Consider the following 12,471-nt stretch of genomic DNA (forward strand, 5'->3'; position numbering starts at 1 on the left):
CAGGTTTTCCGCCTAGAAAGGATAAAAAGGATTGTAGCACGGTTAAGCGTAAAAGTTCGTAATAGTCAAATATTTTCCTTAACTGAAAACAGAATTATTTCAAAATAAAATTGAACTATCCCAATATGACATCCACAGATTCACATAACCTTTCGCATAGCTGAATCCAATATCATCGTGGACGTAGTCTTTTATTCATCAATAGATTACATCTCCAACATTCAAACATAAGAAAAAAAAAGCGATTGAAACAATTTTCAACTAGGTAAGAATACTTATAGGACTTATACGAATATAGAACAGGATCACATCTAAGAATGGTACAAAATACAACTACAATAATCCTATTCATTTGTACTTTAACAAGAAACTTAAAATGTTCTGCGTAAGCCCTTTGAATAAATCAAAGTCTTTACCTTTGATACAACATTAAACCCAAAAATTAGACTAAATGCAAGAATTCGGAATCATCCCTGAAACCCACGGAATAGGGTACACTGGGATTCAAAAAGTAGCACAGGTACACTGGAATCTACCGCCTGCTTCATTGATCGAAGAAGCCATCCTCAACAAAGAAGGCACACTCACGAGCACAGGTGCTTTGATGTGCGACACAGGTAAATTTACGGGTCGATCACCCAAGGATCGATTCATTGTCCGAGACGAAGAGAGCGCTCAACACATCTGGTGGAATGACATCAACCTTCCATTCTCAGAAACCGATTTTGAGCTACTCCATCAAAAAATGCTCAATCACCTCGCAGACAAAAAAGTCTATATCCGAGATGCCTATGCTGGAGCTGATAAAACCTACCGTCTCAACCTCAGAGTCGTCAATACCCAGGCTTGGCACAACTTATTCTGCTACAACATGTTCCTCAGACCTGAAGAATATAAATTGAGGGAGTTCAAACCGAATTTCACCATTATTTGTATCCCAGAATTTGAAGCCAATCCTGAGACAGATGGGACAAGGAGCAAGAATTTTGCTATCATCAATCTCAAAAAGCGCATCATTCTCATAGGAGGTACTGCCTATGCTGGAGAGATGAAAAAAGGTATTTTTTCAGTCCTCAACTATCTGCTCCCAGTCCAGGAAAACATCTTATCGATGCATTGTTCGGCCAATATGGGGAGAGAAAAACATGACACAGCAATCTTCTTTGGTCTATCAGGCACGGGTAAGACTACTCTATCAGCCGACCCAAACAGAGATTTGATCGGCGATGACGAACACGGCTGGACTGACTCCAACATATTCAATTTTGAAGGCGGCTGCTATGCCAAGGTCATAGATCTAACAGAAGAAAATGAACCTGACATCTTCCGAGCCATCAAATTTGGTTCGATCGTAGAAAACACACGCTACCATGTGGGTACGCGTAGAGTGGATTATGAAAATATCTTCTGTCACTGAGAACACGAGGGCTGCCTATCCAATTCACCATATTGCCAATGCAGCCAATCCATCAGTTGGTGGCATCCCTCGCAACATCTTCTTTCTCACCTGTGATGCCTTTGGTGTACTCCCTCCTATCTCCAAGATGAGCAAGGGGCAGGCTATGTATCATTTTATCTCTGGCTACACTGCCAAAGTAGCTGGTACAGAAGCGGGTGTCACAGAACCGCAAACAGTGTTTAGTGCTTGTTTTGGTGCACCTTTCCTTCCTTTGCACCCCACCAAATATGCGGAATTGCTTGGTCAAAAGATGGAAGAAAACAAAGTCAATGTCTGGCTCATCAATACGGGATGGACGGGTGGTCCTTATGGCATTGGGTCGAGAATGAAGCTAAAGTACACCAGGGCGATGATTTCTGCCGCACTCAATGGCACACTAAAAAACGTAGGCTATCGGACACACTCAATCTACGGTGTACAGATACCAATGACTTGTCCAGATGTACCTTCTGTACTTTTGAGCCCTAGAGAAACTTGGAAAAACGACAAAGGATACTATGCCAAAGCCAATGATTTGGCATACAAATTCATTGAAAACTTCAAGAAGTTCGAGGAGTTTGCAAGCGAAGAAATCATGGATGGGCAACCTACACCCAACCTCCAATATCAAGACTAACAGTCCCTGTAAGGCGGTCTCAGATCGCCTTACTTACATGATCATTCCTACGATAGTTGCTGACAGCAAGGATGCTATCGTACCAGCGATCAAGGCTTTGAATCCCAACTCAGACAACATTACTTTCTTGCTAGGAGCGATCCCTCCGATCCCTCCGATTTGAATACCTATGGAGGCGAAATTAGCAAAACCGCACAACATGTAGGTCGCCATGATAATAGACTTAGTCTGTGCAAAAGCTCCCTCTCCTTTGAGTCTTGCTAGACTCTCATATCCCACGAACTCACTCGCAATGATTTTCTCTCCCAACAATCTACCTACAAGCGTGATATCCTCTACTCCCACACCAATCAACCACATCAAGGGTGCAAACAAATACCCTAGGATAAACTCCAAACTCAAGGAACTATAATTGCCATTCGAAAATGACATGATGGTCTCGTTCCAGCCAGTAAAGGAGCCAATCTGAAACAGTACAAAATTCATCATGGAGAGAAAAGCAAAGAAAACGAGCAGCATAGCTCCTACATTCATTGCCAATTTCAATCCTTCGGTCGTACCATTGGACAAAGCATCAAGAAAGTTTGAACCAACATTCATTTTACTGATTTTCACCTCTCTATCTACTGCCTCTGTCTGGGGGAATATGATTTTGGAAACTATCACCGCACCAGGTGCCGCCATGATCGATGCTGCGAGCAAATGTTTTGCGAATAGCAATCTTTGGACAGGATCATCTCCGCCCAAGAAACCAATGTATGCAGCCAGTACACCTCCAGCCACAGTAGCCATTCCTCCCGTCATCACGAGTAAAATCTCTGAGCGATTCATGTTGTCAATGTAGCCTTTGATCAGCAAGGAAGCTTCGGTCTGCCCAAGAAAAATATTACCTGCGACACTGAGACTCTCTGCTCCACTTAGTTTCAACGCCTTACCTAGTAGCCATGCCAACAGATAAACCACCTTTTGAATGATCCCTAAATAGAAAAGCACACTGGTGATCGCAGAGAAAAATATAATAGTAGGCAAAATCTGCAACGCAAACACAAAACCATATGAATCTATGCTCATCAAGTTCCCAAACAAAAACTGGCTTCCAACCTTTGTAAACTCTAGGACTTGTGTAAATAGCTTACCGACAAATTCAAAAACCATTCTCACTGCTGACAGGTGCAAAACACCTACTGCCAGTAACAACTGAATCCCCAATCCTATCCCTACGATCTTCCAAGAGATAGCTTTCCTATTGCTGCTAAATAACCACGCAATCAAAAGCAACACAACGATACCCAACATCCCTCTGAGCACTGAAACAAAACCGTCTTCAGTAGAATCCTGTTCGTGGGTGATCAAGTCATGACCATGGGATACAGGCGCTGCAACCAAATGTATGGAATCAACAGAAATACTGTCAACGGATACGCCTAGCAGCAAAGAATCTTGCGCACAAACGGGCGACAAAAAGAATGAGAAACAGAAAAAAAAGAGGAGAATGACACTTCTTACAATCATCAAGGAGCCAACGAGGGTTTTTAAGTTGCTATTAACTGCCTAAATTAACAGCCCTTGCTACTCAGTACAAAACCTTTTGAAGATAAGTTTTCCATTTGCTGCGAAAAGGTCTAGCGATTGATCTCTAAAATCCTATTCACAACTGCTCTCTCGACGAAAAACAATCACTGAATCATCCCAAATTGGAAGAGAATAAAATATCCAAACCCCACTCCTGTCAAAACCGCAAGGGTAATTTTGATCAAATGAAATGCTACATTTTTCAATTGAGGTCTAGGAGTAAGCTCCTCTTTTTGATCGGAGTTTGCTTTGGGTAAATTGGAGTCTGTTGTATTCATCATATTTTTCTGTGCACACATGCGGGGCGGCTGGACAAAATAATTACTGTTTTATTGATTTCTCGTCAATGATATATGGATTTTTGCGTCCTATCTACAAAAGCTCAATATTCACGACAGAAATTGTCATTTGAATGAAAATAATTTTCCAAAATACAATCTACAGCCCTGATGAGCTGAATCAACTCTCCAAGACATACCTTGGTAGCCAACCTTTGTGTCAATTTATCTCCCATTGGCTCGAAGGTCATAGTGACTTCACTTTTCAGACTTCTGGATCTACAGGGATACCCAAAAACATATCAGTCCAGCGCAGACAAATAGAAGCCAGCGTACATGCCACCGCAGATTTCCTAAATCTGAAGGCCTCTGATCAAGTACTGCTCTGCCTCAATCCTCAATACATAGCATCTATCATGATGGCGGCCAGGGCGCTTGTTCTAGACATGGATTTATATATCCAGGCACCCAGTGCCAACCCACTCACCACACTGAATCACACCATTGATTTCGCATCATTTGTTCCTTTTCAGATTTATCAAATGATCCAAGAGAACTCCATTCTTCAATTAGAAGGAATCAAAAATGTCTTGATCGGTGGTGCGCCGCTTAATCAAGAAACTTTTGACATCCTATCCTCCCTCAACAACAATTGCTATCTCACCTATGGCATGACAGAGACAGTCAGCCATATTGCACTGATGAAAATCTCAGGAGACTACCAACAAGCATGCTATGATGTATTGGATGGGATAAAAATCGGAAATAACGATGAGCAATGCCTACAAATACAAGGGGTAGTCACTAATGATCAATGGATCCAAACAACAGATGTAGTAGAGCTCATATCAGAACGACAATTTCGATGGCTCGGTAGAGCCGACCATGTCATCAACTCAGGTGGAATCAAAATTCACCCAGAACAACTCGAAAAATATTTGTCAAGCCTGATCACAACTGGTGAATTTTTCATCGGAGGGATTTCGGATTCAAAATTGAACGAAAGATGCGTATTGGTCACCGAATCACCAATGTCACCGGATAAGTTTGTACAAATTCAGGAATCAGTCGCAGAGCACTTTTCGAAACATCATGTCCCCAAGGCCTACTTCCATTTACCCACTTTCATCAAAACCGAGAGTGGAAAATTGAAGAGAAAAGAGATGCTTGTTCAAATAGAAAAGTAAAAAATCCATAGACGATGGTCTACGGACTATGGTCTTGTTTGTCACAATACTCACATCTCATGTCTCATGTCGAAGAGCTATGACACCTTCACTACTACCTTACCTGTGGATTTGCCACTCTGGAAGAGCTTCACTGCATCGTGGAGTTGATCAAAGGCAAAAACAGATCCTACATAGGGTCTTCCCAAATCCAATTTGCTCATGGCAGTTAAAAGCTCATCCATAATCTCTACTTTCTCATAAAGCCAGATCAAGTTGAAACCCATTACAGACTTGTTGTCTTGGATCATCTCTTGCGGGTCTAACTTGGGTCGTGTCACAAACTTCCACAGCAACTTGAAATAATTCGGTTTAGAACCTGGTGAGGCGAATTGAGATGCCCCCACTACCACCATTCTTCCCTGTGGTGCCATCGCCTTGTATCCAGCTTTGAATACCTCACCACCAATGGTTTCAATGATCAAATTGAGGTCTCTGTCTCCCAGAGCATTTTTTAGATCTGCTCCAAAATCCTTGCTACGCACAATCGACGCATCAAACCCCTCTCGCTGCAGCACATCCAACTTGCGGTCACTACCGATGGTCCCGATCGTAAAGGCTTCATAGCATTTGGCAATCCTATTGGCCAAGATGCCCACACCACCTGCACCACTGTGGATGAGTACATTTTGTCCCTTTTTCAATCCCCCTAAATAAACCAGTGCGTAATAGGCCGTCAGACCCTGCACCAAGTAGGCTGCACCTTCCTCGTAGCTCCAATCAGGCGGCAATGCTACAATATGTTTGTCATCAATATTGATCTTGGTAGCATAGCCCCCAAAACGCGTCACACCCATGATCTTGTCTCCCTTTTTGTAGTCTGTGACCTCAGCACCTACCTCCTCGACTACACCACAAAACTCCAACCCTGGTACAAAACTGCCTTTGGGAGTGGCACTGTATAATCCATGGATTGCAAAAACATCCGCAAAATTGAGCCCTATCGTTTTGACCTCTACCTGTACCTCATTCGCATGTGGGGCGGATATTTCTTCTGTCACCAGTTTCAGGTTGGAGGTAGATCCTACTTTGTCAATTCTGTACGCTTGTCTTTGCATGATGAAATATGATTTTGCCTCAAAGATGCAGAAAAATAGAGGACTTTCGGTCAACTGGCGACAACCTACTTGTCAAAAAACAAGCAACATTATTTAATTATTCAATGCGCCATCATCCACCCAGCAGGCCAGCATTTGGATCTCTTCGTCAGTGATCGAACCATCCTTAGGCATGGTTTTGTTCTGAGTATTGGTCTTGATCAATTGGGCGTAGGATTGGATGTTCTCAAACTCAGTAAATGGCACAATCGCATTGCCTGCCACATGACAACCTTCAATCGCACAATTGTTGGTGATGATGGGTTGGATTTCATCTTTGAAACTGATCCCTGATGGGATATAAAACGTGTCATCATTGTCACAACCCTCTATGTCCGTGATTGACAAGGTATGTGTACCCTTCTCCAAATTGGTGTAAGTAATTTGATCATTCATAGGGCTACCATCCAGAATATAGGTGTATGGACCACTTCCTCCAGTCACATTCACTGTGGCTTCACCCGTATTTCCATCACAACCAGCCGCCTGTATCTCCTCTACAACCACCGTAAACTCTGGGATCTCAGATGCTATCGCAAATGCCGTTTCTACCAAACAATTGTTGTCATCTCGGGTTAGGAGTACATAGTCTCCTGCGGATAAATTTTTAAAAACAGCCTCTTTCTGAAAGGAGATTCCATTGACACTGTACTCATAGGGAGTATCCCCTCCAGAGGTCGAAAATTCTACTTGCCCACCTGTCTTGCAAGTCTCAGCAGACTGTGACACCACAGCAGTTGACAAATCACTCAGGTTGCAATCCACGGCCTTGTCTTCCTCACCACAAGAAATCGCAAGAACCAAAACAACTAAACTCCAAACGACCTTTTTCATAACTTTTTCAATCAACCCACCACAATAAAAACTTTCAACTTTACAAACTTTCAACTCAAACCCCAGCAGCCATCTGCATCAGTACGCCACAAATATACGCAGCATAAGTACCCAAAGCATAACCCAATACTGCCAGCAATACCCCAACAGGTGCAAGAGAGGGATGAAAAGCTGCTGCAACAATAGGTGCTGACGCTGCCCCACCGACGTTGGCCTGACTACCCACAGATACAAAGAAAAAAGGTGCTTTGATCAACCTGGCTACCAAAAGCAACAAGCCAATATGTACCATCATCCATACGATCCCAACTAAAAACAAGCCGGGAGAATCGATAATTGCCAGTACATCCATTTGCATGCCGACAGTAGCCACCAATATGTAGATAAACACACTGCCAATTTTAGAGGCTCCTGCTCCCTCCAAATTTCGCAATTTGGTGAAAGAAAGAACCAAGCCAACCGTGGTAGCTATGACCACCAGCCAAAAGAAACTGCTCGTCAGACTATAATCTGCCAACACGGGATAATGAGTCCCGATGTACGGAGCGATGATATCAGCCAAAAAATGTGACAAACCCGTCACAGCGGATCCAATCGCCAAAATCATCATCAAATCCCCCAATGAAGGAACTCTCGCAATGCTGAGTTGGTATTTTTCAATCTTATTTTTTACTTGCTCGATGGCTGACGCATCCGCTTTGAACAAGGCATCTATCTGCTTTGATCTTCCTGCCCCGATCAAGAGTACTGCCAACCACACATTGGCCACCAAGATATCGACGGTCACCATTTTGGAAAACAGTTCGCCATCCACCTCAAAAACTTCTTTCATGGCAGCCTGGTTGGCACTACCTCCTATCCAGCTCCCAGCGATGGTGGTCATTCCCCTCCAGACATCGGAAAACTCTCCACCCACGATGCCTGGTGCTACCCATGAAAAAAACAGAATTGATACAGGCCCTCCAATCACGATCCCCAGTGTCCCAGTCAAAAACATAATGATTGCCTTGCTACCAAGTTTTTTGATTTCCTTAAAATCCGTGCTTAGCGTCAACAACACCAAACTGGCAGGCAGCATGTATCGAGACGCTACAAAATACAGATTAGACTTTTCACCTGAAATGATTCCGAGAGAATTGAGCACTGAGGGCAAAAAATAGCACACCAATACTGAGGGAACATAGGTGTAAAATTTTTGCCAAAAAGGATTTTCGGAAGTGCTCGTCTTGAACACCCAGCCAAGTATGAGCATCAGTAAGCCAAAAACTACTGCATCATTTGTGATCCACGCATCATTCATTTCCATATTGGGTTTGTTTAATTATTTCTGACAATTCACTCAAAATCATAGCTGTAGCTCCCCAAACGACACGATTTTGAATATCAAAGTACGGTGCTTCTATTTTGACACCTTGATAAGGTTTGATCCAGGTTTTCTTCCTCAGATCAGGAGCGATGATGTCTGACACATTCACTTCCACGATTTGATCTACTTCCTTGGGGTCTTTGACAAAGACAGGTGTATGATCCAAATAGCCCAAGTAGGGTTGTATATTGAAATTGCTCGGAGGTACATAGTGGTGTGACAAAGCTCCAATCATCCTTACACTCTCTCTTGCGATTCCTATTTCCTCCTCAGTCTCTCTCAGTGCTGTCACGGACAGATCCTGATCTGACAACTCACGTTTTCCACCGGGGAGAGAAATCTGACCACTATGCACACCTACATACGTCTGTCTGACAGTGAGCGGAAACCGAATCTGATCCCCGACCTGATAAAACAGGATCAAAACAGCACTTTGTCTCGGAGGAATATCATGCCGAAAGGTACGCTTCAAATCCTCCATCCGCACGGGAGCCATGGCATGCTGTGCACGCACACCGGGCAACTCCTTTTTCAACACGCCCTTTAGCTCTGTGACAAACTCCTTGATCAATTTCTATTTTTCAAATGAATCCAATTCCTTTTTCTCTGCGTAGAGAACAAACATATCAATATAATCATTAAATTGACCTGAACAAGCCTCAAAAACATGACAGACCAACTGCCCTATTATGTTTATGTCATCTTTCTATTGACAACACTTGCGACGTACGGATTTTTACATTTTGGCTTCAAAGGTGCTGAGACCAAAAATTCTAATACTGCCATGGTTGTTTCTGTCTGTATCGGTTCATGGCTCTTTACGATTGGCGTCCTTTCTCTGTACAACTTCTTCTTAGATTTCGAAACCTTACCCCCCAAATTTCTGATAGCCGTTTTACCACCGCTGATCACCGTGATTTTTGTTCTGTCTTACACAAAATCAAGAAACTTCATCATGCGCATGCCCATCGCCACACTGACTTACCTCCACATAGTCAGAATCCCAGTCGAAATCGTCCTATGGTGGCTGGCCTTGCAAAGTTGGCTACCGATGATACTCACATTCGAGGGGACGAACTATGACATACTATCTGGTATTTCTGCTCCCTTTGTAGCCATCTTTATGGTCGGTCTGCGTAGCAAAGTCAAAATCGGCGCTATCATCTGGAACATCCTAGCACTGACTCTGTTGGTCAACATCGTAGTTCATGCCGTGCTTTCAGCTCCCTTTCCTTTTCAAAAATATGGTTTCGATCAACCCAACATTGCAGTCTTTCATTTTCCCTTTATCTGGCTACCAGGATTCATAGTACCTGCGGTTCTATTTTCTCACCTCACTTCGCTACTGCAACTGTTTACTAAGAAAGAAGAAAACTTATAATGTACCCTCCTTTACATGGCTCTTGAGAAACAATACATCAAGTTAATATTCGGAATCAAACTGAAACAATACAGACAGCGACTGAACCTATCGTTGCAAAGCCTATCCGATAGCTGCGGCATCTCCGTCTCCTATCTCAACGAGATCGAAAAAGGTAAAAAATACCCCAAGACCGAAAAGATCATTGCTTTGGCGCAAGCCCTGAAGGTGCATCCCATGGATCTCAAATCCGAGATGCTGGACAAAACCCTCGCACCTATCACCCAACTGATGCACTCCGGGATTCTGTCAGAGCTGCCTTTGGAGCTATTCGGCCTAGAGGTGTCTCGATTGCTGGATCTGCTCTCCAATGCTCCGTCTAAGCTAAACGCCTTCATCGGTACTCTGCTAGAGGTGAGCAGAAACTACGACGTGAGAGTAGAGACTTTCTATTTCTCCGTGCTACGCTCCTATCAGGAAATCCACGAAAACTATTTTGATGAAATCGAAAAAAAGGCAGAAGAGTTCTTGCAAGAAATCAGTCTAATTCGTCACAAGCATATTTCTGCCCATCAGTTTGAGAAATACCTAGAGGATCACTATGATTACAAGATCATTGCCGATGATTTTTCATCCCATGACGCACTCCAAGACATGCGATCCCTGACTGTGGTCAAAAGGAGAAAACGACAACTGATCCTCAACAGCAGGCTCAGTTCGAGGCAACGGGCCTTTTATCTCGCCAAGGAAGTTGGGTACAACTACCTTGGCTACAAAGAACGCAACCATGCCATGCCATGGGTCAAGATTGATAGCTTTGACCAGGTCTTAAATGACTTCCGTGCATCTTATTTCGCATCAGCGGTTCTCATCAACCGCAAGGATTTTACCAAGGACTTGAAAGTCTTCTTTCAAAGTGAAAAGTGGAATCAGAATATCCTCATCAATACCATGAGAGAATACAATGCCACACCCGAAATGGTATTGCAGCGCATGACCAACCTGTTGCCCGCATCCTTTGGACTCAAAGAGCTCTTCTTCTTCAAGTTCAACCACAAGCCTGGTAGTGATCACTACGAACTGAGTAAGGAACTGCATCTCTCGCGACAACATCAGCCGAGAGGCACTGTACTCCAAGAACATTTTTGTAGACGATGGGGATTCATTGAGATGCTGGACACCTTGGCTGAAGTACACGAGGAGAAACCTGAGCAGATCATAGGAGGAGCACAAATCGCCCGATACTTCGATACCAAAGACGAGTTTCTTCTCCTCTCACTGGCCAAACCCTTTAGTCCTACTCAAGGAATCAACAACAGCCTTTCGCTGGGAATACGAATCAATGAAAAGACCAAAGAAACCATCCAGTTTCTCAACGACCCTAGTATCAAGACACGACTGGTCAATGACACCTGCGAGAGATGCCCTGCAGCCAACTGCAACAAACGTGTAGCTCCTGCTACCCTGTTCGAGCGCAGCAAAAAAGAAAGTGAAAGGATCGAATTGCTCAGAGTGTATGGATTGAATTAGATTTTAGTATTTAGACACTAGACTTTTTCGTATTCCACCCGTCCTGATCAGTACTTCTGACTTTTATCGGCAGATTTTAGCGCTTTTGATCAAAACTCATCCTAACTTCGCGCACTCAAAAACAGCTATCTACCTAATCGGATATTCAACTTGGCTAAAATTTAGTACTGAATAGACTTTCACAAAGACATAGCATACATGAAATACTCATCACTGAGAATCCTTTTCATCATTCTTCTTATTTGTTTTTTTCTACCTGAGTCGCCTATCAACTCGGCCAATCAGCGTATGGTCTCTGCTTCCCTTTTGACAGCTGGTTTGGGCACAGAGTCAAACACAGAGATCACCAAGACTAAACACACAAGCAAGCTCCCTAGCAGCAAAAAAATTACTAACTACAGACTCAGAAAATACCGACACGTCACCCAGATGATGCATGATCTCAGTCCTGCCACCATCGAGCTGTGTGTCAAGAACAAGGTACCTCCTGCAGCTATATTGTCTATCATCTCCTTGGAGTCAGGATGGGGATCAGGCTATGTTGGTCAAATCACTGGCAACATCATGAGCTTGAATGCTGGTAAAAAAAGCACCAAACTGCCTCCGCTTTACCTTCCAGAAGTCATCGAAACAGGCAAAATACTCTTTGACGAAGTGGAGATAAAAAAATACGACCCAGAGCAACTGGAATACAAAATGAGAAGTGCAAGCATGAAGCGCGACTACCGCCCAAAAAGCATCGCAGGCACGAGCAAAGACCTCAATTATTTCAAATACCACCCAAAAGAAAGAGTCGATGCACAGATGCGCTGCATCAATGACTTCATCCAGCGATTTGTGAGCTACCGCAGCAGCATCCCAGCTTACAGAGAGGCACGTGCCAACATGGATGCTTATGTAAAGACACATGGCGTCAGCATACTCTTTGACCCGACGGTCAATGTAGAATTCATTCACACCATTGGTGGACGACCCAATTCATTCAACTACCACGAAGAATGGCCACTCAAGGTAGAAAACATCATGAATGGAGTGGGACTGGTAGAATTGTCACGAGACATGTACCTCAATCACAAGACATTTAATCAGTCTTGGTAGCACTCTCGTCTCTGCGGACAAAAACAATGCTCGGT

Annotated in this window: 10 protein-coding genes and 1 pseudogene; 5 read left to right on the top strand and 6 right to left on the bottom strand. The window is 43.5% G+C overall.

The window, feature by feature from the left end; genetic code table 11:
* Positions 1-451 precede the first annotated feature (451 nt).
* Positions 452-2,075: pseudogene (gene pckA, locus N6H18_RS18770) on the top strand (phosphoenolpyruvate carboxykinase (ATP)).
* A 33-nt stretch (positions 2,076-2,108) separates the two neighbouring features.
* Here pckA and N6H18_RS16805 read toward each other — a convergent pair.
* The gene (locus N6H18_RS16805; RefSeq protein ID WP_262309444.1) at positions 2,109-3,587 is read right to left on the bottom strand and encodes a NupC/NupG family nucleoside CNT transporter; all 1,479 of its coding nucleotides are present in this window, start codon (positions 3,585-3,587) and stop codon (positions 2,109-2,111) included.
* Positions 3,588-3,751: 164 nt separating this feature from the next.
* Positions 3,752-3,928 carry a hypothetical protein gene (locus N6H18_RS16810; RefSeq protein ID WP_262309445.1) on the bottom strand — a complete coding sequence of 59 codons (177 nt, stop codon included), beginning with the start codon at positions 3,926-3,928 and terminating at the stop codon, positions 3,752-3,754.
* A 131-nt stretch (positions 3,929-4,059) separates the two neighbouring features.
* Between N6H18_RS16810 and N6H18_RS16815 the strand changes: the two genes are divergently transcribed.
* A complete protein-coding gene (locus N6H18_RS16815) occupies positions 4,060-5,112 on the top strand; it encodes an AMP-binding protein (RefSeq protein WP_262309446.1) in 1,053 nt (350 codons plus the stop codon).
* Positions 5,113-5,189: 77 nt separating this feature from the next.
* Here N6H18_RS16815 and N6H18_RS16820 read toward each other — a convergent pair whose 3' ends face one another.
* The 4 genes from N6H18_RS16820 to N6H18_RS16835 all read right to left on the bottom strand — a co-directional run bounded on the left by N6H18_RS16820 (position 5,190) and on the right by N6H18_RS16835 (position 9,019).
* Positions 5,190-6,209: a zinc-binding dehydrogenase gene (locus N6H18_RS16820; RefSeq protein WP_316044820.1), complete on the bottom strand. Its 1,020-nt coding sequence runs from the start codon at positions 6,207-6,209 to the stop codon at positions 5,190-5,192.
* A gap of 93 nt (positions 6,210-6,302) precedes the next feature.
* Positions 6,303-7,082: a SprB repeat-containing protein gene (locus N6H18_RS16825; RefSeq protein ID WP_262309447.1), complete on the bottom strand. Its 780-nt coding sequence runs from the start codon at positions 7,080-7,082 to the stop codon at positions 6,303-6,305.
* A 55-nt stretch (positions 7,083-7,137) separates the two neighbouring features.
* Positions 7,138-8,388, bottom strand: coding sequence for a DUF819 family protein (locus N6H18_RS16830; protein WP_262309448.1), 1,251 nt, complete (start codon positions 8,386-8,388; stop codon positions 7,138-7,140).
* Positions 8,375-9,019 carry an NUDIX hydrolase gene (locus N6H18_RS16835; RefSeq protein WP_262309449.1) on the bottom strand — a complete coding sequence of 215 codons (645 nt, stop codon included), beginning with the start codon at positions 9,017-9,019 and terminating at the stop codon, positions 8,375-8,377. Before N6H18_RS16835 ends, N6H18_RS16830 begins: the two co-directional genes overlap by 14 nt.
* Positions 9,020-9,115: 96 nt before the next feature.
* Here N6H18_RS16835 and N6H18_RS16840 point away from each other — a divergent pair, with 96 nt between their 5' ends.
* The 3 genes from N6H18_RS16840 (at position 9,116) to N6H18_RS16850 (ending at position 12,436) form a co-directional block, all read left to right on the top strand.
* Positions 9,116-9,829, top strand: a complete 714-nt coding sequence (locus N6H18_RS16840) for a hypothetical protein (RefSeq protein WP_262309450.1) — start codon at positions 9,116-9,118, stop codon at positions 9,827-9,829.
* Between the two features lie 15 nt (positions 9,830-9,844).
* Positions 9,845-11,338 carry an XRE family transcriptional regulator gene (locus N6H18_RS16845; protein WP_262309451.1) on the top strand — a complete coding sequence of 498 codons (1,494 nt, stop codon included), beginning with the start codon at positions 9,845-9,847 and terminating at the stop codon, positions 11,336-11,338.
* A 198-nt stretch (positions 11,339-11,536) separates the two neighbouring features.
* On the top strand, positions 11,537-12,436 hold the full coding sequence (locus N6H18_RS16850; protein WP_262309452.1) for a hypothetical protein: 900 nt from the start codon (positions 11,537-11,539) through the stop codon (positions 12,434-12,436).
* The last annotated feature ends 35 nt before the right edge of the window (positions 12,437-12,471 follow it).

This window comes from Reichenbachiella agarivorans (assembly GCF_025502585.1).
GTDB lineage: Bacteria > Bacteroidota > Bacteroidia > Cytophagales > Cyclobacteriaceae > Reichenbachiella > Reichenbachiella agarivorans.